20 protein-coding genes and 2 tRNA genes are annotated in these 23,989 nt (G+C 71.3%); 9 read left to right on the forward strand and 13 right to left on the reverse strand.

Annotated features, from left to right (window positions below):
• Positions 1-283 precede the first annotated feature (283 nt).
• From gyrB to BM242_RS19910, 6 genes are all read left to right on the forward strand, one after another.
• A complete protein-coding gene (gyrB, locus tag BM242_RS19885) occupies positions 284-2,497 on the forward strand; it encodes a DNA topoisomerase (ATP-hydrolyzing) subunit B (protein WP_093840223.1) in 2,214 nt (737 codons plus the stop codon).
• Between the two features lie 214 nt (positions 2,498-2,711).
• On the forward strand, positions 2,712-5,354 hold the full coding sequence (gene gyrA / locus BM242_RS19890; RefSeq protein WP_093840224.1) for a DNA gyrase subunit A: 2,643 nt from the start codon (positions 2,712-2,714) through the stop codon (positions 5,352-5,354).
• Positions 5,355-5,452: 98 nt separating this feature from the next.
• Positions 5,453-6,232 carry a DUF3566 domain-containing protein gene (locus tag BM242_RS19895; protein ID WP_425443886.1) on the forward strand — a complete coding sequence of 260 codons (780 nt, stop codon included), beginning with the start codon at positions 5,453-5,455 and terminating at the stop codon, positions 6,230-6,232.
• 59 nt (positions 6,233-6,291) lie between these two features.
• Positions 6,292-6,365: transfer RNA gene (locus BM242_RS19900), tRNA-Ile, on the forward strand.
• A gap of 193 nt (positions 6,366-6,558) precedes the next feature.
• Positions 6,559-6,696 (forward strand): DLW-39 family protein, encoded by a 138-nt coding sequence (locus tag BM242_RS19905; protein WP_217652542.1) that lies wholly within the window; start codon positions 6,559-6,561, stop codon positions 6,694-6,696.
• 108 nt (positions 6,697-6,804) lie between these two features.
• Positions 6,805-8,121 carry a hypothetical protein gene (locus BM242_RS19910; RefSeq protein WP_139238380.1) on the forward strand — a complete coding sequence of 439 codons (1,317 nt, stop codon included), beginning with the start codon at positions 6,805-6,807 and terminating at the stop codon, positions 8,119-8,121.
• On the opposite strand, the gene BM242_RS19915 is transcribed toward BM242_RS19910, so the two are convergent.
• Both BM242_RS19915 and BM242_RS19920 read right to left on the reverse strand, forming a co-directional pair.
• Entirely contained in the window at positions 8,111-9,304 is a 1,194-nt protein-coding gene (locus BM242_RS19915) for a serine/threonine-protein kinase (RefSeq protein ID WP_093840227.1), read from the reverse strand. The genes BM242_RS19910 and BM242_RS19915 overlap by 11 nt on opposite strands.
• An 8-nt stretch (positions 9,305-9,312) precedes the next feature.
• Positions 9,313-9,876, reverse strand: coding sequence for a helix-turn-helix domain-containing protein (locus BM242_RS19920; protein ID WP_093840228.1), 564 nt, complete (start codon positions 9,874-9,876; stop codon positions 9,313-9,315).
• Positions 9,877-10,014: 138 nt separating this feature from the next.
• Between BM242_RS19920 and BM242_RS19925 the strand changes: the two genes are divergently transcribed.
• Positions 10,015-10,087: transfer RNA gene (locus BM242_RS19925), tRNA-Ala, on the forward strand.
• A 67-nt stretch (positions 10,088-10,154) separates the two neighbouring features.
• Here the strand turns inward: BM242_RS19925 and BM242_RS19930 are convergent.
• The 5 genes from BM242_RS19930 to BM242_RS19950 all read right to left on the reverse strand — a co-directional run bounded on the left by BM242_RS19930 (position 10,155) and on the right by BM242_RS19950 (position 13,855).
• On the reverse strand, positions 10,155-10,973 hold the full coding sequence (locus BM242_RS19930; protein ID WP_093840229.1) for a class E sortase: 819 nt from the start codon (positions 10,971-10,973) through the stop codon (positions 10,155-10,157).
• Positions 10,957-12,111, reverse strand: a complete 1,155-nt coding sequence (locus BM242_RS19935; protein WP_245834292.1) for a class E sortase — start codon at positions 12,109-12,111, stop codon at positions 10,957-10,959. Before BM242_RS19935 ends, BM242_RS19930 begins: the two co-directional genes overlap by 17 nt.
• Positions 12,108-12,770, reverse strand: coding sequence for an aminodeoxychorismate/anthranilate synthase component II (locus BM242_RS19940; protein WP_093840230.1), 663 nt, complete (start codon positions 12,768-12,770; stop codon positions 12,108-12,110). Before BM242_RS19940 ends, BM242_RS19935 begins: the two co-directional genes overlap by 4 nt.
• The gene (locus BM242_RS19945; RefSeq protein ID WP_093840231.1) at positions 12,770-12,970 is read right to left on the reverse strand and encodes a hypothetical protein; all 201 of its coding nucleotides are present in this window, start codon (positions 12,968-12,970) and stop codon (positions 12,770-12,772) included. The genes BM242_RS19940 and BM242_RS19945 overlap by 1 nt, the downstream gene beginning before the upstream one ends.
• Before the next feature lie 120 nt (positions 12,971-13,090).
• On the reverse strand, positions 13,091-13,855 hold the full coding sequence (locus tag BM242_RS19950) for a DUF881 domain-containing protein (protein ID WP_093840232.1): 765 nt from the start codon (positions 13,853-13,855) through the stop codon (positions 13,091-13,093).
• A gap of 106 nt (positions 13,856-13,961) precedes the next feature.
• On the opposite strand from BM242_RS19950, the gene crgA reads away from it, so the two are divergent.
• The gene (crgA, locus tag BM242_RS19955) at positions 13,962-14,243 is read left to right on the forward strand and encodes a cell division protein CrgA (protein WP_093840233.1); all 282 of its coding nucleotides are present in this window, start codon (positions 13,962-13,964) and stop codon (positions 14,241-14,243) included.
• 211 nt (positions 14,244-14,454) lie between these two features.
• On the opposite strand, the gene BM242_RS19960 is transcribed toward crgA, so the two are convergent.
• Entirely contained in the window at positions 14,455-15,324 is an 870-nt protein-coding gene (locus BM242_RS19960) for a rhomboid family intramembrane serine protease (RefSeq protein WP_093840234.1), read from the reverse strand.
• A gap of 167 nt (positions 15,325-15,491) precedes the next feature.
• Positions 15,492-16,031: a peptidylprolyl isomerase gene (locus tag BM242_RS19965; RefSeq protein WP_093840235.1), complete on the reverse strand. Its 540-nt coding sequence runs from the start codon at positions 16,029-16,031 to the stop codon at positions 15,492-15,494.
• 210 nt (positions 16,032-16,241) lie between these two features.
• Between BM242_RS19965 and BM242_RS19970 the strand changes: the two genes are divergently transcribed.
• A complete protein-coding gene (locus BM242_RS19970) occupies positions 16,242-16,922 on the forward strand; it encodes a DUF5324 family protein (protein ID WP_093840236.1) in 681 nt (226 codons plus the stop codon).
• A gap of 129 nt (positions 16,923-17,051) precedes the next feature.
• On the opposite strand, the gene pknB is transcribed toward BM242_RS19970, so the two are convergent.
• The 4 genes from pknB to BM242_RS19990 form a co-directional block, all read right to left on the reverse strand.
• On the reverse strand, positions 17,052-19,184 hold the full coding sequence (gene pknB, locus BM242_RS19975; RefSeq protein WP_093840237.1) for a Stk1 family PASTA domain-containing Ser/Thr kinase: 2,133 nt from the start codon (positions 19,182-19,184) through the stop codon (positions 17,052-17,054).
• Between the two features lie 286 nt (positions 19,185-19,470).
• Positions 19,471-20,940, reverse strand: a complete 1,470-nt coding sequence (locus BM242_RS19980) for a peptidoglycan D,D-transpeptidase FtsI family protein (RefSeq protein ID WP_093840238.1) — start codon at positions 20,938-20,940, stop codon at positions 19,471-19,473.
• Positions 20,937-22,343, reverse strand: coding sequence for an FtsW/RodA/SpoVE family cell cycle protein (locus tag BM242_RS19985; protein WP_093840291.1), 1,407 nt, complete (start codon positions 22,341-22,343; stop codon positions 20,937-20,939). Before BM242_RS19985 ends, BM242_RS19980 begins: the two co-directional genes overlap by 4 nt.
• A gap of 35 nt (positions 22,344-22,378) precedes the next feature.
• Positions 22,379-23,941: a PP2C family protein-serine/threonine phosphatase gene (locus BM242_RS19990; protein ID WP_093840292.1), complete on the reverse strand. Its 1,563-nt coding sequence runs from the start codon at positions 23,939-23,941 to the stop codon at positions 22,379-22,381.
• Positions 23,942-23,989 lie beyond the last annotated feature (48 nt).

Here is a 23,989-nt window from a genome sequence, read left to right on the forward strand (position 1 = left end):
CGTGGCGAAATGTGACAGAGGTCACCCCGAGTGGGCTTGTCGGAGGGCTTCCGGGGGCTTTCGGCCCGGAGCGCTGTGCGCCCCGCTGAGCGATTCCGGAGCCCCTCCCGCATATAGGGATTCGGTCCATGCCGGTTCAGGGCAGCACATCGGCCGCCAGGCCCCGGCAAACCGCCGTTGTGTCATCGGGTACCGGTAGACTGGACCGGACCGCCTCACTGCGGACCATGTCGAGCGACACGGCTGTTCGGAGCTGCCCCATCGGTGGCCGTCCGGGCAGCGCGTGCTGTGCCAGAAAGGGCGCTTCGTGGCCGATTCCGGCAATATCCATGAGACCAATCCCGCCGTTCCCGCCGGCTCCCCGGAGCCGTCCCGGGCGGCGGAAGCGGCAGCCGACTCCGCAGCGACCGCAGGGACCACAGAAACCACAGGGGCCGCAGGGACCGCAGCCACCTCGGCTGCCTCGGCCTCTGAGGCCACCGCGGAACCGGCGGCGGGCGCGGAGCAGGCCGGCCCCGGCGGCCCGGGCGCCTATGACGCCAGCGCCATCACCGTGCTGGAGGGTCTGGACGCGGTCCGCAAGCGTCCCGGCATGTACATCGGCTCCACCGGCGAGCGCGGTCTGCACCACCTGGTCCAGGAGGTGGTGGACAACTCCGTGGACGAGGCGCTGGCCGGCTATGCCGACTCCATCGCCGTGACCCTGCTGGCCGACGGCGGCGTGCGGGTGGTGGACAACGGCCGCGGCATTCCGGTCGGCATCGTCCCCTCCGAGGGCAAGCCCGCCGTCGAGGTGGTGCTCACCGTGCTGCACGCGGGCGGCAAGTTCGGCGGCGGCGGCTACGCCGTCTCCGGCGGTCTGCACGGGGTGGGCGTCTCCGTGGTCAACGCGCTCTCCACCAAGGTCGCGGTCGAGGTCAAGACGGACGGCTACCGCTGGACCCAGGAATACAAGATGGGCGTGCCCACCGCGCCCCTCGCCCGGCACGAGGCCACCGAGGAGACCGGCACCACCGTCACCTTCTGGGCGGACGGCGACATCTTCGAGACCACCGACTATGTCTTCGAGACCCTGGCCCGCCGCTTCCAGGAGATGGCCTTCCTCAACGCCGGGCTGACCATCTCCCTCACCGACGAGCGGGAGGCCGCCAAGCAGACGGCGGGCGCGGACACCACCGCCGCCGAGGACGACAACCAGCCCCGCTCGGTCACCTTCCACTACGAGGGCGGCATCTCCGACTTCGTCCGTCACCTCAACTCCCGCAAGGGCGAGCCGGTGCACCCCTCGGTGATCGACTTCGCCGCCGAGGACAGCCAGCGGATGCTGGCGGTGGAGGTGGCGATGCAGTGGAACACCCAGTACAGCGAGGGCGTCTACAGCTTCGCCAACAACATCCACACCCATGAGGGCGGCACCCACGAGGAGGGCTTCCGCGCCGCGCTGACCGCCCTGGTCAACCGCTACGCGCGGGAGCGGAAACTGCTCCGGGAGAAGGACGACAACCTCACCGGCGAGGATGTCCGCGAGGGCCTGACCGCCATCATCTCGATCAAGCTGGGCGAGCCGCAGTTCGAGGGCCAGACCAAGACCAAGCTGGGCAACACCGAGGCCAAGACCTTTGTCCACAAGATCGTCAACGACCGGCTCTCGGACTGGTTCGACCGCAACCCCACCGAGGCCGCGGACATCGTCCGCAAGTCCATCCAGGCCGCCACGGCCCGGGTGGCCGCCCGCAAGGCCCGCGATCTCACCCGCCGCAAGGGTCTGCTGGAAACGGCCTCCCTGCCCGGCAAGCTCAGCGACTGCCAGTCGAACGATCCCGCCAAGTGCGAGATCTTCATCGTCGAGGGCGACTCCGCGGGCGGCTCGGCCAAGTCCGGCCGCGATCCGCAGTACCAGGCGATCCTGCCCATCCGCGGCAAGATCCTGAACGTCGAGAAGGCCCGGATCGACAAGGTCCTCCAGAACACCGAGGTCCAGGCGCTGATCTCCGCCTTCGGCACCGGCATCCACGAGGACTTCGACATCACCCGGCTGCGCTATCAGAAGATCATCTTGATGGCGGACGCGGATGTGGACGGCCAGCACATCAACACGCTGCTGCTCACCCTGCTCTTCCGCTTCATGCGCCCGCTGGTCGAGGCCGGTCACGTCTACCTCTCCCAGCCGCCGCTCTACAAGATCAAATGGAGCCGGGACGAGCACGAGTACGCCTACTCCGACCGGGAGCGTGACAGCCTGATCGAGCTCGGCCGGCAGCAGGGCAAGCGGATCCGGGAGGACTCCATCCAGCGGTTCAAGGGTCTGGGCGAGATGAACGCCGAGGAGCTGCGGGTCACCACCATGGACCCGGCCCACCGGGTGCTGCGCCAGGTCACCCTGGACGACGCCGCCGCCGCGGACGACCTGTTCTCCATCCTGATGGGCGAGGACGTCGAGGCCCGGCGCTCCTTCATCCAGCGCAACGCCAAGGACGTCCGCTTCCTCGACATCTAGCGGACAACCGGCACGGGGCCGGCGTCCGGGAGACCGGGCGCCGACGGACGCCCGGTCCCGGCGCCCGTCCCGCACCGTCCCCTCAGTCACAGTCAGTCACAGTCAGTCCCCCGCAGCCCCCCGCAGCCCCCCTCAGTCCCCTCCCGCCCGCCCACCGCCCGGCGGCGGCGCCCCCGCCTCGCCCGCAAGCCCCGAAAGGAACCGGACGCACACCATGGCCGAGGACAACACTCCCGCCACCCCGCCGGAGGAGCCCGCTCCCGTCGGGGACGCCGCGGAGCTGGCCCCCACCGCGGTCGCCGAAGAGCTGGTGCACCGCATCGAGCCGGTCACCCTTGAGACGGAGATGCAGCGCTCCTATCTCGACTACGCGATGAGCGTGATCGTCTCGCGTGCGCTGCCGGACGTCCGGGACGGCCTCAAGCCCGTGCACCGCCGCGTGCTGTACGCCATGTACGACGGCGGCTACCGGCCGGAGAAGGGCTTCTACAAGTGCGCCCGCGTGGTCGGCGACGTCATGGGGTCCTACCACCCGCACGGCGACTCCTCCATCTACGACGCCCTGGTGCGGCTGGCCCAGCCCTGGGCCATGCGCATGCCGCTGGTGGACTCCAACGGCAACTTCGGCTCCCCGGGCAACGACCCGGCCGCCGCCATGCGGTACACCGAGTGCAAGATGGCCCCGCTGGCCATGGAGATGCTCCGGGACATCGACGAGGAGACCGTCGACTTCCAGGACAACTACGACGGCCGCAACCAGGAGCCGACGGTCCTGCCGTCCCGCATCCCCAACCTGCTGATCAACGGCTCCTCCGGGATTGCGGTCGGCATGGCCACCAATATCCCGCCGCACAATCTGCGCGAGGTGGCGGCCGGCGTCCAGTGGTATCTGGAGCACCCCGAGGCCACGCCCGAGGAACTGCTGGAAGCGCTGATCGAGCGGATCAAGGGCCCGGACTTCCCCACCGGCGCACTGATCGTCGGCCGCAAGGGCATCGAGGAGGCGTACCGCACCGGCCGTGGCTCGATCACCATGCGCGCGGTGGTCGAGGTGGAGGAGATCCAGGGCCGTCAGTGCCTGGTGGTCACCGAGCTGCCCTACCAGGTCAACCCGGACAACCTCGCCCTGAAGATCGCCGACCTGGTCAAGGACGGCCGGGTGGCGGGCATCGCCGACGTCCGGGACGAGACCTCCTCGCGCACCGGCCAGCGCCTGGTCATCGTCCTCAAGCGGGACGCGGTCGCCAAGGTGGTGCTGAACAACCTCTACAAGCACACCGACCTCCAGACCAACTTCGGTGCCAACATGCTGGCCCTGGTGGACGGCGTGCCGCGCACCCTGGCGCTGGACGCCTTCATCCGCAACTGGGTGGCGCACCAGATCGACGTCATCGTGCGCCGCACCCGCTTCCGGCTGCGCAAGGCGGAGGAGCGGGCACACATCCTGCGCGGCCTGCTCGCCGCCCTGGACGCCATCGACGAGGTCATCGCGCTGATCCGGCGCAGCGACACGGTGGACACCGCGCGCACCGGCCTGATGGGGCTGCTGTCCATCGACGAGATCCAGGCCAACGCCATCCTGGAGATGCAGCTGCGCCGGCTGGCCGCCCTGGAGCGGCAGAAGATCACCGCCGAGCACGACGACCTTCAGGCCAGGATCGCCGAGTACACCGCCATCCTGGCCTCCCCGGAGCGGCAGCGCGGCATCATCAGCGAGGAGCTGGCCGCGATCGTGGACAAGTTCGGTGACGACCGGCGCACCGAGCTGATCCCCTTCGAGGGCGACATGTCCATCGAGGACCTGATCGCCGAACGGGACATCGTGGTCACCGTCACCCGTGGCGGCTACATCAAGCGCACCAAGACCGACGACTACCGGGCGCAGAAGCGCGGCGGCAAGGGGGTGCGCGGCGCCAAGCTGCGCGAGGCCGACATCGTCGACCACTTCTTCATCTCCACCACCCACCACTGGCTGCTGTTCTTCACCGACAAGGGCCGGGTCTACCGGGCCAAGGCGTATGAACTGCCCGAGGGCAGCCGGGACGCCCAGGGGCAGCATGTGGCCAATCTGCTGGCGTTCCAGCCGGACGAGCGGATCGCCGAGATCCTGGCCATCCGGGACTACGAGGCCGCCCCGTACCTGGTCCTGGCCACCAAGTCCGGCCTGGTCAAGAAGACCCCGCTGAAGGACTACGACTCCCCCCGCTCCGGCGGTGTCATCGCCATCAACCTGCGGCAGACGGACGACGGGCGGGACGATGAGCTGATCGGCGCCGAGCTGGTCGGCCCCGCGGACGATCTGCTGCTGATCAGCCGCAAGGCGCAGTCCATCCGCTTCACCGCCTCGGACGAGACGCTGCGGCCGATGGGGCGTGCGACCAGCGGGGTCAAGGGCATGTCCTTCCGCGAGGGGGACGAACTGCTCTCCATGAACGTCGTCCGGCCCGGGACATTTGTGTTCACCGCGACCGATGGTGGGTATGCGAAGCGGACAAAGGTGGACGAATACCGAGTGCAGGGCCGGGGTGGTCTGGGCATCAAGGCGGCCCGGATCGTGGAGGACCGCGGTTCGCTGGTGGGCGCGCTGGTGGTCGAGGAGACTGACGAAATCCTCGCCATCACACTCAGCGGCGGGGTGATCCGTACGCGGGTCAACGAGATCCGGGAGACGGGTCGTGACACCATGGGCGTCCAGCTCATCAATCTGGGCAAGCGGGATGCCGTGGTCGGGGTCGCCCGCAACGCCGAGGCGGGCCGCGAGGCCGAGGAGGTCGAGGCCGAACCCGACGCCGAGCCGGACGCCGGGGCCGACGGCGGTCCCGGCGAGGCAACCGGGGCGCCCGCCGGGGAATCCTGACCGGCGGCCCCCGCGGGGGTTACGCTCACCCTCACCACCACCACATCACCACCTGCACCAGCACAGCACAGCGCAGCGACAGCATTGAGGAGCATGCCGTGAGTGGAGCCGCGGGCGTCCCCGGGGGCGGCACCGGACACGACGGTCGGGCGGCCGATGCGTCGGCCGCCGCCGCGGGCGGCGGCGCAGCCACCGGCTCGGAAGACCGGCGATCCCATGACACGACCCGTGGGGGGTCAACCATGACCAGTGCCAGGCCGGTCGATCCGTACGCCCAGGGCGGCGGCTATCCCGAGCAGCAGCAGGACCAGCGCTACCACCCGCCCCAGGCGTACCCGGCGCCGCCGGGCTCGCCGCCGGTCACCCCGCCGCCCCGCGCCGACGAGACCACCCGGCTGCGGCCCACCGCCTCCGGTGAGTCGTCCGGCGGCTCCGGCGGCTACTCCCCCAGCGAGACCCTGGGCCAGGGCGTGCGCCGCCCCCGGACCGGGGCGCGCACGGTGCCGCGGGTGCGCAAGGCCCGGCTGCGGGTGGCCAAGGCCGACCCGTGGTCGGTGATGAAGGTCAGCTTCCTGCTCTCCATCGCGCTGGGCATCTGCACCGTGGTGGCGGTGGCGGTGCTGTGGATGGTGATGGACTCCATGGGCGTCTTCTCGGCCGTGGGCGGCACCATCAGCGAGGCCACCGGCACCGAGAACTCGGCCGGCTTCGACCTGGAGGCGTTCCTCTCCCTGTCCCGGGTGCTGATGTTCACCGGCCTGATCGCCGCCATCGATGTCGTCCTGGCCACCGCGCTGGCCACCCTGGGCGCCTTCATGTACAACATCTCGGCGGGCTTCGTGGGAGGCATCGAGGTCACCCTCGCCGAGGACGAGTAACCCGGCCGGCACGGATTTGGGCGCCGCCCCGGGCATGCGCTAACCTTTGTGAGCAGCGCGGGGCTATAGCTCAGATGGTTAGAGCGCATCCCTGATAAGGATGAGGCCACAGGTTCAAGTCCTGTTAGCCCCACATGCAAAAGAGCCCCCGGCCGGTACCGGCCGGGGGCTTCTTGGTGTTGGGGAGGGCCGGGGGCATCGGGCCGGGGAGGGTGACGTGGCGGGGGTGCGGAGCGGGGGCGGGGTTGCGGGAGGCGGGTATCATCGGCCGCCAAGAGGTCCCGACAAGTGGTCCGATACGTCGAGGAAAAGAACGAGGTAGCGCGGTGAAGAAGCTCCTCCTGGTCGCGCTGGTGGCAGCGGGCGGCCTTCTGGTGTACCGGCAGATCCAGCAGGGCAAGGCCGAGCAGGATCTGTGGATGGACGCCACCGACCCCGTCCCGAGTGGCGCCGACGGCGAGTGACGTCGACGAAACAGTCTTCAGTGTTCTCTGTGTCTCCGGGCCCCTGACCTGGCTTGTGGTCGGGGGCCCGAGGCAGTGCGGGCGGACGGGGAAAGGGGAGTGCGCGGCATGGTCGGGGCGCGGATCGGGGTGGCGGCCGGGGTGTGTGCGCTGGTGCTGGCGGCACCGTCGGCCCGGGCCGCGGAAGATGCGGGGACGGAGGGCTACCGGCCGGCCGAGCGGGCGGAGGCGGTGCGCGGAACCGCGAGTACCGCGGACGCTCCGGCGATCGAGGCGGGCGGCATCTACACCGATGAGATCGGGCCCGGCGAGGAGCTGTACTACAGCCTGGTGATGGACGACATCGCCGGGTACGCCGTCTCGGCGGTGGCCGCCCCCCGGCCCGGTTCCGAGGTGGCGTACGGCGACGGGATCGCGGTGCAGTTGCAGAGCACCGGAGGCGAGGACTGCGCCCTGGAGGAGCGGGCGGCCTTCGGCTCGGATCTGTCCGCCCGCCCGGTCAGCGCCTGGACCTCCCGGCTGATCGCCGAGGACGGCCGTTGCCAGACGGCCGGCACCTATCTGCTGCGGGTGACCCGGGAGAGCGCGGAGGAGTCCGACCAGGCGGTCTGGCCCACCGAGATCCGGGTGATGCGGGAACCGGCGATCAGCGGCGGGCCCCTCGCGGCGCCGCCGGAGAGCGGCTGGCTCACCGAGGTCCCCACGCCGCCCGCCGGGCAGGCCCGGGTGGTCACCGGCGGCACCGGTTTCAACGACGCCCAGCCGGTCGGCGACGGCGTCTGGCGGGACGACATCGCGCCCGGGCAGACGCTGTTCTACCGGGTGCCGGTGGACTGGCACCAGCAGCTCGCGGTCACCGTGGAGCTGGCCAACGCGCCGCTCGGCGACCAGGGCTATGCGTTTGTCGGAGACGGTCTGCTGGTGGAGGCGTACAACCCGGCGCGGGGCGAGGTGGCCGAGCTGTCCGGCACCTATACCGGCGATCCGCTCCAGGTGCAGGGCGTGCTGCCGCCGGCCGCGTACGCCAACCGGACCGACGCGGCCGGCACGGCGGCCGGCGCCATGATCTTCTCCGGCTGGCACTATCTGGCGGTGCATCTCAAGGACGAGGTCGGCGAGATCACCGACGCCGGGAGCATCGGTCTGCATCTGCGGGTGTCGGTGGAGGGCGAGCCGGCGGCCGGCCCGGAATACGCGGAGGACGCCGCGGAGGCGGGCTTCGGGATCACCGAGGCGGACCGGCTCCAGGCGGAGGAGGGCAAGACGGACGAGGCCGTGGCGGCCGAGCGGCGCGACGGCCGGGTGGCCCTGGGCCTGGGTTCGCTCGGCGCGGGGGTGGCGCTGCTGGCCGTGCTCGGGCTGTGGACGCTGCTGGCCCGCCGCCGGGCCGCCGCCACCGCCACCGCCGCCGCCGTCAGGCGGTGACCAGGGTCCAGACGCCGAAGGCGATCAGGGCCAGCGAGAGCAGCAGCATCGGCACGGCGGCGGCGGTCGGCGGACCGGCGGCCCGCCGGACGGGCGCGGGAGCCGCCCGCACGGCCGGGGCGGCGGGCGGCGCGGCGGCCGGCGCGGCGGTGACCGTCGGGGGGTGTGCGGGCGTGGCGGCGCGCAGGGGAGCGGCCGTCGGTGTGGCGGGGAAGGAGGCCGGGGGCCGGGGCGGGGCCAGATGGAAGCTGCCGGTCTCGGACTCGTTGCCCGGCCCGGCCACGGCGGCGTTCACCGGGCCGTCCGGCCCGAAGCCCGCGGGCAGCGGTCCGAGCCGGTCCGGGACGCAGACGGCCGGGACGGCGTCCGGCGGCGGCGCGGACGGCAGCAGCTCGGCGGCCTGGGCGAGCGCCTTGCGGGCCCCGGTGGCCGTCGTGAATCTGGCCGCCGGATCCGGCTGCAGCAGGGCGCCCAGCACCTGCCACAGGACCTCGGGGACGCCCTTCGGGGCGGGCGGCACGGCGGGCGCGCTGTCCGCGTACCGGGCGAACAGGGCCTGGGCGTCGGGCTGCCGGCCGGTCAGCAGATACAGGCCGACCAGACCGGTGGCGTACAGATCGGCCGGGAAGTCCGGCTCGGCGCCCAGCATCTGCTCGGGGGCCGCGTAACCCGGTGTTCCCACGACGAAGTTGACCTCGGTCAGCCGGGGCTCGCCCTTGCGCATGGAGATGCCGAAGTCGGACAGTCTCAGATGCGGGCGGCCCTCGCCGGTCGCCTCCAGCAGGATGTTGGCGGGCTTGATGTCCCGGTGCACGATGTTCTCGTCGTGCACCGCCTGGAGCCCGGACAGCAACTGGTCCAGCAGGCCGCAGACGTAGCGGGGCGGCAGCGCGCCGAAGTCGCCGACCAGATGGTTCAGTGCGCCGCCGCGCACCAGATCCATGGTGAACAGGACCTTGTCGTCGTCGGCGGCCCAGCTGCTGGGGGCGAGGACATGCGGATGGTCGATCCGGACCGCCTGCTCGCGCACGAAGCGGAGCAGCGAGTGCGCGTCCGACTGCTGGAGCACCTTGGCCGCCGCATAGCGCGCCCGGCGGTGGTCCCAGGCGCGCCACACCGCCCCGACGCCGCCCCGGCCGATCGGGTCGACCAGCTCGTACCGTCCTGCGAAGATCTCACCCATCGAGCCGCTCAGTTCTGGTGCTGTTCGTAGTGGGCCACGGCGTCACGGGTACGGGCCACGCCATAGACCCGGAGGAATTCGGCCAGTTCGGGGTAGCTGTCGGCGAGCATTTTGGCCGCGCTCTGGATCTCGCCGGCGTCGGCGACCGCGCGCAGCAGCGCCTGGATCTCGCGCACCACCCGCTTGGTGGGATTGGCCGGCACGCCGGCCGGTCCGCCGGTGCGTATCGGCGCCGGGTGGTGGCCGAGCACGCTGCCCCCCGCCGAGCGGCGGATGTCCTCCATGGCCGCGGTGGCCTCGGCCGCGCTGATCCGGCCGTCGCGCACCTCCTGCGCAAGCTCCTGGAGCGCGCGGACCCGCTGCACCACGGCCGGGTTGCCGATCTTGGCGCGCTGGCCGCTCATCAACTGGGAGAGCATCGGGGCGGACAGGCCGAGCACTCCGGCCAGCCGTGCCTGATTGAGGCCCAGATCAGCGATGAGCCGCCGGAACAGCGTGCCCAGCGGCTCTCCGTACCATGTGGTCTGCTGCTGTCTGGCCTTCTCCGCCGCCTCCTGCTGGGCTGCGTCCATGATTCCTCCCCGGCTCTCCCCTTGACTTCACGTGCTTCACGTGCGCGAAGTTGCGCGCCATCCTACGGAAACCGGTGTCCCCGCGGCGATACCCGGTCGGAAGACGGGCCGGGGATTGGGTACCCTGGGGCACTGCGCGGGGCGTTAGCTCAGTTGGTAGAGCGCCGTCTTTGCATGGCGGATGTCAGGAGTTCGACTCTCCTACGCTCCACCGCCCTCAGGGGCCGTCTTCCCAGCCGGGGAGGCGGCCCCTGTCGCCCCCCCCGGGGGGCGGGGCCTCAGGAGAGCTCGGGGGGCGGGGTGCGGTTCTCGTCGACGGGGACGGTGCGGTCGAGTTCGCCCCAGACGATGTAGCGGTACCGCGAGGTGCGGATCGGGGTGCAGGTGGTCAGCGTGATGTAGCGGCCGGCCTCGGTGGCACCGGACTCCTCCGGGATCGGGTCCAGCACCTCGGTGTTGTACCGGGAGGTCTCCGGCAGGATCGCGTAGACCTTGTAGATGTACCAGGTGTCCTTGGTCTCGAAGACGATCGCGTCGCCTTCCTCGATCCGGTGGATGTTGTGGAAGCGGGCGCCGTGGCCGTCCCGGTGCGCGGCCAGGGAGAAGTTGCCCTCCTCGTCCCACGGCATGGCGGACTCCACCGGCTCGCCGGCGTAGTAACCGGCCACGCCGCCGTTGAGGACGTCGTCCCCGGTGCCCTCCTTGACCAGGATGTCGGTGCCGGTCATGGCCGGGATGTGCAGAAAGCCCAGGCCGTCGGCGGGGTCGAAGACCGGCGGCGGCTCGTCGGCCGGGGTGCCGCCCGGGTCGCCCTCCTGCTGCTCCTGCTCCTCCCACAGGTCGCGGACGGCATCGCTGTCCCGCGCGGCCTCCCGGTCGGCGAGCACATTGGTCCACCACAGCGAGTAGACGACGAACAGGCCCAGCACCACCCCGGCGGTGATCAGCAGCTCGCCGACGACGCTCACCGCCCCGGCGACGATCCGCACGGTGCGGGAGGGGCGGCGGGGAGCGGCGGCGTCGGACCGTTTCTGCGCCTCCGGTTCCTGGTCCTGCCCCGCGGGTGCCTCGTGGGCGGACTCAGTTGACGAGGGCATCCGGCTCCCCTTCGCTGCGCGGGTGTTCCTCCACCAGCTCTCCCCAGACGATCAGCCGGTAGGTGGAGGTGAACTCCGGCGTGCAGGTGGTCAGGGTGACGTACCGGCCGGGCCCGGTGAATCCGCCCTGGGTGGGAATGGGGTCGAGCACCTGGATATTACGTGGTGAGGTCTGGTCCAGCCGGCTGCGCATCTCGTAGATGTAGTAGGTGTCCTCGGTCTCGATGACGATCGGGTCCCCGGGCTGCATCTTGTTGATGTAGCGGAACGGCTCGCCCTTGGTGTTGCGGTGGCCGGCCAGGCCGACATTGCCCTCCTCCTCCCACGGCATGGCGGTGGGCAGGCCGTCCTCCTCGCCGTAGTGGCCGACCATGCCGCGGTCCAGCACGCCGCCCGGATCGACGCCCTCGGCGATCGGCACCCGGACGTCCAGGGTGGGCAGATGGAGCAGGGCGAAGCCCTCGCCCGGGGAGAAGACGGCCGGCTGCTCGTCCTCGCCGGAGCCGTCCCGGCCGTCGCCGCCGTTGTCCGCGGCCTGGTCCCACTGCTCGGTGAGGCTGTCCGCCTCCTTGTTCGCAAAGGCCCGGGCCTGCACATTCGTCCACCAGAGCTGGTAGGCGACGAACAGCATGAGGATCACGCCGAAGGTCATCATCAGCTCGCCCACCACATTGGCGATCTTGTTCATCCGGGTGGACTTGCGGGCCTTCTCGGCCTGGCGGCGGGCCACCCGGCCGCCCGGCGCCGGCTCGGACGGAGCGGCGGCCGGAGCGGCGGCCGGAGCGGCGGCCGGATGTCCGGTCAGATCGGCGGGGCGGCGCAGGCCGATGGTCTCCGGGTCGTACTCGTCCTCGAAGTCGGTGTAGGGCGTGAGCAGGGAGGTGGCCGCGGCATCGTCCGGGGCGGGAGCGGGAGCGGCGGCGGTCTCGTAGGGATACTCCCGGTAGGCGGCGCCCTCGGCTATCGGGGGCGGGTCGTACGGCTGCGGCTCCCGCCCGCCGGGGCGCTGCTCGGGCAGCGGGTCGTTGAGCGGATCGTCCATGGACCGGATCGCCGCCTCGAACGCGCCCGGAGCGGCGTAGGGATCCCCGTCGGATTCCCAGGCCGCCCCCGTGTCCTCCGGGCGCCGCGTGGTCACGCCGCCGGCTCCAGGGGGCCCGGCCGGCCGGAGTGCCCCACCACCGGGGCCAGGCCGCGGGAGCGTTCCACGGCCTGCGGATCGCCGCACACGGCCAGCCAGTTGGCCAGCATCCGGTGGCCGCCCTCAGTGAGCACCGACTCGGGATGGAACTGCACGCCCTCCACCGGCAGGGTGCGGTGCCGCAGGCCCATCACCACCTGGCCGGTGCGGGCGGTGATCTCGATCTCGGCGGGCAGCGTGGGCTCCACCGCGGCCAGCGAGTGGTAGCGGGTGACGGTCAGCGGGCTGGGCAGCCCGGCGAAGACCCCCTGCCCGCCGTGGTCCACCGGCGATGTCTTGCCGTGCAGCAGCTCGGGGGCGCGGCCCACCACGCCGCCGTGGGCCACCGCCATCGCCTGCATGCCCAGGCAGACGCCGAACACCGGGGTGCGGGCCGCGGCGCAGTGCCGCACCATCTCGATGCAGACTCCGGCGTCCTCCGGGGTGCCGGGGCCGGGCGAGAGCAGTACGCCGTCGAAGCCGCCGGCCGCCACATGGCCGGTGGTGACCGCGTCGTTGCGCAGCACCTGGCAGTCGGCGCCGAGCTGGTAGAGGTACTGGACGAGGTTGTAGACAAAGCTGTCGTAGTTGTCCACGACCAGAATCCGCGCGCCCATCAGCCTGCCGCTCCCCGCTGCTCACCGCCGCCGCCCCCGGCCTCGCCGTCGACGGTCACGTCACCGAACGGCAGCAGCGGTTCGGCCCAGGGAAAGACCCAGGTGAACAGGGTGTACACCGCTCCCAGGACCAGTGCGAGGGAGATCAGCGCGCGCACCGGCGTATTGCCCGGCAGATGCCGCCAGATCCAGCCGTACATGCCGACGCTTCCTTCTCTCGTCTCCCGACTGCCGCGTACCGCCCCAGGGTACGATGCGCGGCCCGCCGCCCGGGGTGCGGTGCGCATGATTGCCCGGCCTTCGTGCGCCGGTGCGCCCGGTCAGCCGCCGTCGTCTCCGTCGTCGTCCGGCCCGGCGGGGACGGCGTACTGGAGCTCCACGCTGCCGGTGTAGCCGGGCAGGGTGATTCCGGAGTGCTCCGTGACCTCCCAGCCCAGCCCGTAGGCCTCCACATAGCGCTGGTAGATGCGGATCGCCTCGGAGTCCTCCATGGCCTGCCTGAGCGCCTCCGGGTCGCCGACCGCGGTGATCACATAGGGCGGGGAGTAGAGCTGGCCCTGGAGGATCAGGGTGTTGCCCACGCAGCGCACCGCGCTGGTGGATATCAGCCGCTGGTCCATGATCTGGATGCCCTCGGCGCCGCCCGCCCACAGCGCGTTGACCACCGACTGGAGGTCCTGCTGGTGGATCACCAGGTCGTCGGGGCTGGGCTCGGGCGCCCAGGAGACCAGGGGCACGGCGTCCGGCGGGGCGTCGTCCAGGGTGACGGTCAGGCCCTCGCCGCTGAGCTCGTGCAGCCCGGCGACGCGTTCCACCTCGGCGAGCCGCCGCCGCTCGGCCGGGTCGAGGGAGTGGTCCTGCTCGCGCAGCTCCTGCACCTCGGCCCGCAGCCGGGCGGTGGACGCCTCCTGGCGGGCGTTCTCCCGGCCGCGCTCCCGGATCAGGTCCGACAACCGCAGCAGCGGATCGTCCTTGCGGATGTCGTTACCCTGGGAGACGCTGCAACTCGTCCAGAAAATCAGCCCGGCCAGCGCAAACACGCCCGCGGTGCCGAGCTGCGCGGGGCGGAGGCGGAAGCCGGTCACCGCACCCTGCTCCCTTCATCGACCATGGAAGCACTACGCTAACGGACGATCCCCGCACCTTGTCCCGCTGCGCCCGGTGCGCAGCACCTCACCAGGAGAACCCGTCGTGCCGATTTCCCGGATCCGAAAGAAGAAGGACGGTACGCCGGCCAACCGGCCGGCCGCGCAGAAGCAGGGCGAGCAGCGGCAGCCGACCAAGCTCGTCATGGGCGGCCGGCGCTGGGTGGCCCCGCTGATGCTCGCGCTTTTCGTCCTGGGCCTGTGCTGGATCGTGGTGTTCTACATCACGCAGGGCGACCTGCCGGTGAAGTCGCTGGGCAACTGGAACATCGTGGTGGGCTTCGGCTTCATCGCGGGCGGGTTCGTGGTCTCCACGCAGTGGAAGTAGGTCTCCGCGAAGTTATCCACAGCTCGCCGGAACATCACAAGATCTGTGGATAACTCGTGGCGGTCCCAGTGCTCGCCGCAACCGGCCGCACCCCTGTTCGCCTGGGGAAACGCGGTCCGAACGAGGGCGCCACGACCATCGTGGACCTTGTGCACAAGATCCGCCACCGGCTGTGGAAAACTCCGCCCCTGACCTGCGCCGGGGACCCGGCTCAGCCGGTGAGCTGCGCGGTCCGGACCAGGCAGGCGACCACGATCGCGGCCAGCACCAGCGCGCAGACCGCGAACTGCACCGCGGCCCGCCCGCGGCGCGGCGCGTGCACCATTCCGGCGGTGATCGCCGCCCCGGCCACCAGACCGCCCAGATGCGCCTGCCAGGCGATGTTCAGTCCGGGCAGGAAGGTGATCACCAGGTTGACGGCGAGCAGGGCCAGAATCGGCCGCATGTCCGCGCGCAGCCGCCGCACCAGCACCGCGATCCCGCCGAACAGGCCGTAGACGCCGCCGGAGGCCCCCAGCGAGTAGATGTTCGGCTCCGCCAGCAGGTACTGCAGGGTGCTGCCGGCCAGGGCGGAGATCAGGAACAGCGCGGCGAACCGGACGCGCCCCAGCACCGCCTCCAGGCTGGAGCCGATCACCCACAGCGCCAGCATGTTGAAGCCGATGTGCCAGAACTGCTCGTGCAGGAAGGCCGCGGTGATCAGCCGGTACCACTCGCCGTCGGCCACCCCGACCCACTCGGTCTCGGTCACCGCCCAGCCGATCATGGCCAGCTCGGTGAGCAGATCGTCGCCCACGGCCAGCACGGCCAGGAACATGGCGAGATTGAGGCCGATCAGGATCTTGGTGATCAGGACCGGGTCGGCATGCACCCGGCCGCCCGCCAGGGTGCGCGGCCGGGGCGCGCGGTTCGCGCCGCGCACACAGGACGGGCACTGGTAGCCCACCGCCGCGTCGATCATGCAGTCGGGGCAGATCGGGCGCTCGCAGCGGGTGCAGCGGATGCCCGTCTCCCGGCCCGGATGCCGGTAACAGACGGCCGGACCCGCGGGCTGGGGTCCCTGCTGGTCCTGCTGCGCCATGGGTTCCTCGTTCCGGTCGCCGACGGGGTCCCGACACGGTTCCGGCGAAGACCCGGCGGCACCCGAAGATATGAAGTCCCCCCGATCCTACGGATCGGAGGGACCGGGAGTTCCCCCGCCCCGGACGGCCGGCGGTGTCCGGGCCCCTGGGCGGCGCGCGGCCGGGTTCAGCCGGCGGTGCGTTCCACGGTGACCGACTCGATCACCACGTCCTGCACCGGACGGTCGGTGCGCGGGTTGGTGGAGACGCCGGCGATGGCGTCCACGACCTTCTGGCCGGCCTCGTCCGCCACCTCGCCGAAGATGGTGTGCTTGCCGTTCAGCCAGGTGGTCGGGGAGACCGTGATGAAGAACTGGGAGCCGTTGGTGTGGGTGCCGGGACCGGCGTTGGCCATCGCCAGCAGATACGGCCGGTTGAAGACGAGGTCGGGGTGGATCTCGTCCTTGAAGGTGTAGCCCGGGCCACCCATGCCGGTGCCCAGCGGATCGCCGCCCTGGATCATGAAACCGCTGATCACCCGGTGGAACGCGGTGCCGTCGTAGAGCTTGGCGGTGGTCTTCTGGCCGGTCTCGGGGTTGGTCCACTCCCGGGTGCCCTCGGCCAGTTCGGTGAAGTTCCGCACCGTGGCGGGGGCGTGGTCCGGGAAGAGCCGGAGCCGGATGGCGCCGTGATTGGTGTTGAGGGTGGCGTAGAGCTGCTCGGCCACGTCGTCCCTTCCGTTGTGAGCGTGGAGCGAGCCTTGGTGTCGACTCGTTCGTTTCCGTGACGATCACCGATCCTGCCATGCCGCCACGACACGCCGCGCCCCGGATGCCCGGATTCGCGTGCCCGACGGCCCACCACGCGGCATGATTTGCGTACGAGTGGATAAAAGCAGACAGAGTATGGCAGACCGCCACCAACGGAAGGATCGATCGTGACCCGCAACGGACGTGTCCGCGCGGCGACCGGCAGTGCCAGAGAGAACATGTGGCGCGCGGCGCAGGTGGTGGGGCCCTACGCCGTGACCGCCAGGGACTCCGCTACGCACTACGCGCACCAGGCCGGCGCCTATCTCAAGCCGCGCGCCCAGCGGATGGCGCTCCAGGCCCGGATGAACTACGACACTCATCTCGCGCCCCGCATGGGCCAGATGCGCCAGTCCCTGCCCGAGGGCATGGACCGGGCCGCCACCCGGGCGGCGGAGCGCGCACGGATCGCCGCCCGCCGGGCGCGCGAGACGACCGGTCCCCGGATCGAGTACGCCCGCGCCACCGTGGGCCCGGCCAGGGAGGAGGCGGCGGCCCGCTCGGCTGCGGCCATGGCGGCCTTCCGCGGCGGCGTGACGGCCCGGGAGATCACCAGGCTGGCCCGGCGCAAGCAGCGCCGGGCGCGGGCCGGCCGGATGGTGAAGTGGCTGGGCCTGGGCACCCTGGTCTCGGGCGGCGCGCTGGCCGCCTGGCGGTGGTGGGAGCGGCAGACCAACCCCGACTGGCTGGTGGAGCCGGCGCCGCCCACCGAGGTCGCCGAGACCTCCGGCACCGCCGAGGAGAGCGAGGCGGTGGACGGCGTCCCGATGGAGGGCCGCGCCGCCGCCGAGGACAAGCCCCAGAGCTGAACCGGCGCCGCGGCCCCCGGCCGTGGCGCCCCGGCTGTGGGCCCCCGGCTGTGGCCCCTTCCCCGGACGGCCACATGGTGAGGGCCGGGAACCCGATGGGTTCCCGGCCCTCATGGTGCTGCGGAGGGGCTAGTCGCCGATGCCGCCGGTGATGAAGCCGTTCCCGCCGCCGCCGTCACCGCCGCCGTCGCCGCCGCCGTCACCGCCGCCGTCGCCGCCGCCGTCGCCGCCTCCGTCACCCCCGCCGTCGCCGCCGCCGTCGCCGCCGCCGTCACCCCCGCCGTTGTTGTTGCCGCCCGGATTACCGCCGGTGTCGCGGAGCTGGGTGAAGATGATGATCTGGTCGCCGGGCTTGACCGTCGAGCCGGCCGACGGATTGGTGCCGATCACCACGGCATCGTCCCCGGCCGGGCCCTGGATGGTCACCGTCAGCCCCTTCGCCTGAAGCTCCTCCTGGGCCTGCGAGGGCAGGAACTGGCTGTAGTCCTGGAGCTGGAACTCCTGCGACTGGGGCGAGGGCTTGGCGATCTTCAGATGCACCGCGCTGCCCGGCTTCACATCGCTGCCCGTGGTCGGCTCCTGCGCGATGACCTGGCCCGGTTCCCGGGAGTCGTCGACGACTTCCTCGGTGGTCACCGTGAAGTTGTACGGATCGGCCTCCAGCTCGGCCCTGGCCTGGTCGACGTGCTTGTTGACCACATCGGGCATGGAGACGGTGGCCTCGGCGATGGCCACGGTCAGGGTGATGGTCTGACCGGAGTCGGCCTCCAGCTCGGTACCGGCCGCCGGGTCCATGGACAGAACCGTGCCCGGGTCCTGCGCGTCGGTCTCCTCTTCCTTCTTCTCGACCTCGAAGCCCAGCTCCCGCAGCTCGGTGGAGGCCTCGTCGAAGGTCCTGCCGACCATGTCGGGCAGCGCCACCGGCCCCTCGCCCTCGGACATGATGAGGTCGACGACGGTGCCCTCCTCCACCCGCTGGCCGGACTCCGGCTCGCTGCGGCAGACCGTGCCCTCCGGCTGGTCGCACGTCTCGCTGCCGGCCTCCCGCACCGAGAGCTGGACGGACTCGGCGCTCCGCTCCGCCTCCTCAAGCGTCTCCCCGGCGAAGTTCGGCACCGTGCGCAGGGTGTCCGCCTCGTTCGCGAACAGCGCCCGGCCGATGAAGATCGCGCCGACCAGCACCAGGATCCCGGCCAGCACCAGCAGCACCGTCGAGGTGTGGTTCCGCCTCGGCTGCCGGCGGTCGGCGCGGCCCCCGTAGCCGTCGTCGTAGTCGTCCTCGTAGCGGTCGCCGCCGTAGCCGCCGTTGGCGGGCGGCATCATCGCGGTGGCCGGGCCGCCGGCCTGCTGACGCAGCGCCTGGGTCGGGGCGTCGTAGCCGCCGTAGCCCACCGAGCCCATGGCCGCGGTGGCCGCCACCGGCCGGCCCTCCAGAAACGCCTCGATGTCCGCGCGCATCTCGTCGGCCGACTGATAGCGGTAGTCCGGCTCCTTGACCAGCGCCTTCATCACGATGGCGTCGATCTGCGGCGGAACCTCCGGGTCGAAGACGCTGGGCGGCTGCGGCTCCTCCCGGACATGCTGATAGGCCACCGCCACCGGGGAGTCCCCGACGAACGGCGGTCGCAGCGCCAGCAGCTCGTAGAGCAGGCAGCCGGTGGAGTACAGATCCGAGCGCTGGTCCACGGTCTCGCCCTTGGCCTGCTCCGGGGAGAGGTACTGGGCGGTGCCGATCACCGCGGCGGTCTGGGTCATGGTCATGCCGGAGTCGCCCATGGCCCGGGCGATGCCGAAGTCCATCACCTTGACCTGGCCGTTCCGGGTGAGCATCACATTGGCCGGCTTGATGTCCCGGTGCACGATGCCGTTGCGGTGCGAATATTCCAGCGCCTGGAGGATGCCGATGCACATCTCCACGGCCCGCTCGGGCAGCAGCTTGCGCCCGGTGTGCAGCAGCTCGCGCAGGGTGGAGCCGTCCACATACTCCATCACGATGTACGGGACCGACACCCCGTCGATGTAGTCCTCGCCGGTGTCGTAGACGGCGACGATGGCGGGGTGGTTCAGGGACGCCGCGGACTGCGCCTCCCGGCGGAACCGGGCCTGGAACGTGGGGTCACGGGCGAGATCGGCACGCAGCGTCTTCACCGCCACCGTGCGGCCCAGACGCGTGTCATGGGCGATATAGACCTCGGCCATGCCGCCGCGGCCGAGCACCTGGCCCAGCTCGTACCGCCCGCCAAGGCGACGCGGCTCATCCATGATTTCCAGCCCTCTCCCTATGTCCCGCTGGTCCCGGTCTCCTCGGCCGGACGGGCGGTCTGCGCGGGCCAGGGTGGCCCGGGCCTACGGTACCCGGCCCGGTCAGGACCACCGGGCCCCGGTGCCCCCGCCGATACCCAACCGGTATCCCCGGCCGGGGCGGCGGCGGGCCGCGGCCTGCCCTGCGGCGGCGTCTGCCCGGTGCGCACCGGGCGGCCACCGGTTAGACGTGTGAGACATCTCTCCGGTTGCCCCGGCGATGCGCAGGGTCTGTGAACGTCGCCGCTCAGTTCTCGCTCTGCAGCACTGCCTCCATCACGGCCTTGGCGATCGGGGCGGCCAGGCCGCCGCCGGAGATCTGGTCGCGCTCATTGCTGCCGTCCTCCACCACGACCGCCACCGCGACCGGCGACTCGTCGTCCGTGATGGCGTACGAGATGAACCAGGCGTAGGGCAGTCCCGAGTTGTCCTCGCCGTGCTGGGCGGTGCCGGTCTTGCCGCCGACCCGCACCCCGTCGATCCGGGCGTTGCCGCCGGTGCCGTCCTCGACCACGCTCTCCATGGCGCTCTGCAGGGCCTGCGCGGTCTCCGGCGACATCGCCTGGCTGAACTCGCTCTCCTTGTGCTGCTCCACCACGTTCAGATTCGGCGCGACGAGCTGGTCCACCATGTACGGCTCCATCAGGGTGCCGTTGTTGGCGACCGCCGCCGCCACCATGGCCATCTGCAGCGGGGTGGCCTGCACCGACGCCTGCCCGATGCCGGCCATGGCGTTCTGCGGCCGGTCCGCCTCCGGATAGGCGCTGGCCAGCGCCCGGACCGGGACGAACAGCTCCTCGTTGAAGCCGAACTTCTCCGCGGCCTCGATCATCTTCTCGTTGCGCAGATCGTCGCTGAGCCCGGCGAAGACGGTGTTGCAGGACCACATCAGGGCCTCGCGGATGCTGGCTTCCTCGCACTTGCCCTTGATCTGGTTGTCCAGCTCCTGGCCGTCGGTCTGCGGCAGCAGATAGGGCTCGGGGTAGTCGGTCTCCTCGTCGACATCGTCCACGATGGAGCCGTCCTCCAGGGCCGCGGCGGCGGTGACCACCTTGAAGGTGGAGCCGGGCGGGTAGGTCTCGCGCAGCGCCCGGTTGAGCATCGGCTCGTCCGGGTCGTTCTCCTTCTGCAGCGCGTTCCACGCCTCGCCGTCCTCATTGGACAGGCCGGCGAAGCTGGACGGGTCGTAGGACGGCTTGGAGACCAGGGCCAGGATCGCGCCGGTGCGCGGATCGATCGCGGCCACCGCGCCGGTCTTGTCGCCCATCGCCTCCCAGGCGGCGCGCTGCGCGTCCGCGTTCAGGGTGGTGACCACACTGCCGCCGGTGCGGTCCTTGCCGGTGAGCATGTCGATGGTGCGGCTGAAGAACAGCCGGTCGTCGTCGCCGGTCAGGATGGAGTCGTAGACGCCCTCCAGCAGGCTGGTGCCGAACGCCTGGGAGGCGAAGCCGGTGACCGGGGCCCACATCGGGCCGTCGGTGTAGGTGCGGCGGTACTTGAACAGCGCGCCGTCGGTCTCCTCGGAGCCGGTGATCGGCTCGTCCTCGACGATGATGTCGCCGCGCGGATTGGCGTACCGGGCGATGTCCACCCGCTTGTTGTTGGGGTCGGTCTGCAGTTCCTCGGCCTGCACGAACTGCACCCAGTTGACGCGCAGCAGCAGGGCCAGTATCAGCAGGCCGCAGAAGACGGCCACCCGTCGCATCGGCTTGTTCACGGTCGGACCACCTGGGTCTGTTCGGCGTCGGTGGGGTTCGATGGGCTCGGCGCGGGCCGTCGTGCAGTGTCGCTGATGCGCAGTAGGAGTGCGATAAGGGCCCAGTTGGCGATCACCGAGGAACCGCCCTGGGCCAGGAACGGCATGGTCATGCCGGTGAGCGGGATCAGGCCGGTGACGCCGCCCGCCACCACGAAGACCTGGAGGGCGAAGGTGCCGGTCAGCCCGATGGCGAGCAGCTTGCCGAACGGGTCACGGGCGGCCAGCGCGGTGCGCAGCCCGCGCTCGATCAGCAGCCCGTAGAGCATCAGCACGGCCATCATCCCGACCAGGCCCAGCTCCTCGCCCACGGTGGCCAGGATGTAGTCGCTCTTGGTGGCGATGCCGCCGATCAGCCAGGAGTAGCCCTGGCCCAGGCCGGTGCCGAGCATGCCGCCGGAGCCGAAGGAGTACATCACCTGGGCGGATTCCTTCACCCCGCCGTTGGGGGCCAGGGCCAGCGGGTCCAGCCAGTTGTCCACCCGCTCGCCGACATGGGCGTTGATGCCGGCCACCGCGATGGCGCCGGTGGCGGACAGCAGCAGCCCGAAGACGATCCAGCTCGTGCGTTCGGTGGCGACGTAGAGCATCACCACGAAGACGCCGAAGAAGAGCAGGGACATGCCCAGGTCGGTCTCGAAGACCAGGATCATCAGGGAGACCGCCCAGACCATCAGGATCGGCCCCAGGTCCCGGCCGCGCGGCCAGTGCAGCCCCAGGAAGCGGCGGCTGGCCAGGGCCAGCGCGTCCCGCTTGACCATCAGATAGCCGGCGAAGAAGACCGCGATGACGATCTTGGCGAACTCGCCGGGCTGCAGGGTGCCCACCCCGGGGATGCGGACCCAGATCCGGGCGCCGTTGACCTCGCCGAAGAACAGCGGGGAGACCAGCAGCACCATCGCCACCAGCATGGAGATATAGGTGTAGCGCTGGAGGATGCGGTGGTCCTTGAGGAAGATCAGCACGCCCAGGAACAGCACCACGCCCAGGCCGGACCACATGAGCTGGCCGGGCGCCAGCGCCCCGCCGAGGGAGTCGGTGGTGACCGAGGGCTCCTGGTCCAGCCGCCAGATCAGCACCAGGCCCAGACCGTTGAGCAGGGTGGCCAGCGGCAGCATCAGCGGGTCGGCGTACGGCGCCCAGCGCCGCACCACCAGGTGGGCGACGCCGGCGATGGCGGCCAGGCCGAGGCCGTAGCCGGCCATGCCGGCCGGCAGCTCGTCGTGCTTGGCCAGGCCGGCATTGGCGTAGGCGAGCACGGGCACGAGCACGGCGAAGACCAGCATGGCGAGCTCGGTGTTCCGCCTGCTGGGCGGGGCGAAGGTGCCCACTGTGGTGTTGCCGGTGGTACTGATACCGCTCATGGCCGCCTCCGGCCGCCCGTCCCGGACCGCGCCGCTCATTCGGCTGCGGTCGGGCACTCGGCCGCCAGCTCCTCCTGCTCCTTGGTCAGGGCCGGCAGATCGCGGGCGGCGGGCTCCTCGGAGCCGGTGCCGTTTCCGTCGTCCTGCGCCGGCTGTCCGGTCTCTTCGGTCTCTTCGGTCTGGTCGGTGCCGGGCTGCTGCTCGTTCTGCGGCGGGCTCTCCTGCTGGAGGTCCCCGGCCGGGGCCTCCTCGCCCTGCTCGGCCTCCTGCCGCTCCTGGAGCCGGGCGGCCAGCACGCAGGCCACCTCCTCGCGAAGCTCGGCGACCTTCTGCTCGGCCTGCCGCAGGCTGTCCACCGAGATGGTCTTCTTGAGGTCGTTCTGCTTGAAGGGCGCCAGCAGGCCCAGCTCGATCTCGTCGTGGCTGGTGTGCACCTCGCGCAGCGAGAGCGGGCCCAGATCCTGGCTCAGTCCCCGGTAGATGGCGACATGGTCGCCCTCCACACCGATGTAGTACTGGTTCTGCGTCCAGCGGTAGCCCGCGTAGCCGCCGGCCCCCAGCAGGGCCAGGGCCAGCAGGATCAGCAGCGAACGGCCCAGCCAGCGGCGCCGCCGCCGCTGCGGGTAGGGCTGGTCGTGGTAGGCGCCGAAGTTGCCCAGCACGCCCTCGTCCGCACCGTCGCCGTCGTTCCCGGGGGCGGGCGCGGGCGGGGGAGCCGGCGGCTGCTGGGCGCGCAGCTCGGCGGCCCGGGCGGCCGGGGTCAGCGGGTGCTGGCCGGTGACCTGCGGCCCCTGCACCTCGGCGACCGCGCCGACGATCTGCGGGTTGTCGTGCAGCCGGGTGGCCAGGGTGTCGCCCTCGCCGTACTCGCCGTAGCCGGTGTCCACCACATCGGCCACGATGCAGGTGATGTTGTCCGGCCCGCCGCCGCGCAGCGCCAGCTCGATCAGCTCCCGGATGGTGTCCTGCGGGGGCTGGAAGCCGCCCAGGGTGTGTTCCAGGGTCTCGTGGCTGACCACCCCGGACAGGCCGTCGGAGCAGATCAGATAGCGGTCCCCGGCGCGCACCTCGCGGATGGACAGATCGGCCTCGACATGGTCGGCGCTGCCCAGGGCCCGCATCAGCAGCGAGCGCTGCGGATGGGTGGTGGCCTCCTCCTCGGTGATCCGGCCCTCGTCCACCAGGCGCTGCACCCAGGTGTGGTCCTGGGTGATCTGGGTGAGCATGCCGTCGCGCAGCAGATACGCGCGGGAGTCGCCGATGTGCACCAGGCCCAGCCGCTGGCCGGTCCACAGCAGGGCGGTCAGGGTGGTGCCCATGCCGTCGAGCTGGGGGTCCTCCTCGACCATGGCGCGCAGCCGGGCGTTGGCGTGCTGGGCCGAGGCGCCCAGGGAGGTGAGCACGTCGGAGCCGGGGATGTCGTCGTCGAGCTGGACCAGAGTGGAGATGACCTCGGAGCTGGCCACTTCGCCCGCCGCCTGGCCGCCCATGCCGTCGGCGACGGCCAGCAGACGCGGTCCGGCGTAGCCGGAGTCCTCGTTGTGGTCGCGGATCAGACCCGTGTGGGATCCGGCGGCGAATCGCAGTGCCAGGGTCATGCTCGCCTCGCCCATGGGTTCAGGGGAACTCCGGGAATTCCGCACGGT

The organism is Streptomyces aidingensis (assembly GCF_900112355.1).
Classification (GTDB): domain Bacteria; phylum Actinomycetota; class Actinomycetes; order Streptomycetales; family Streptomycetaceae; genus Streptomyces; species Streptomyces aidingensis.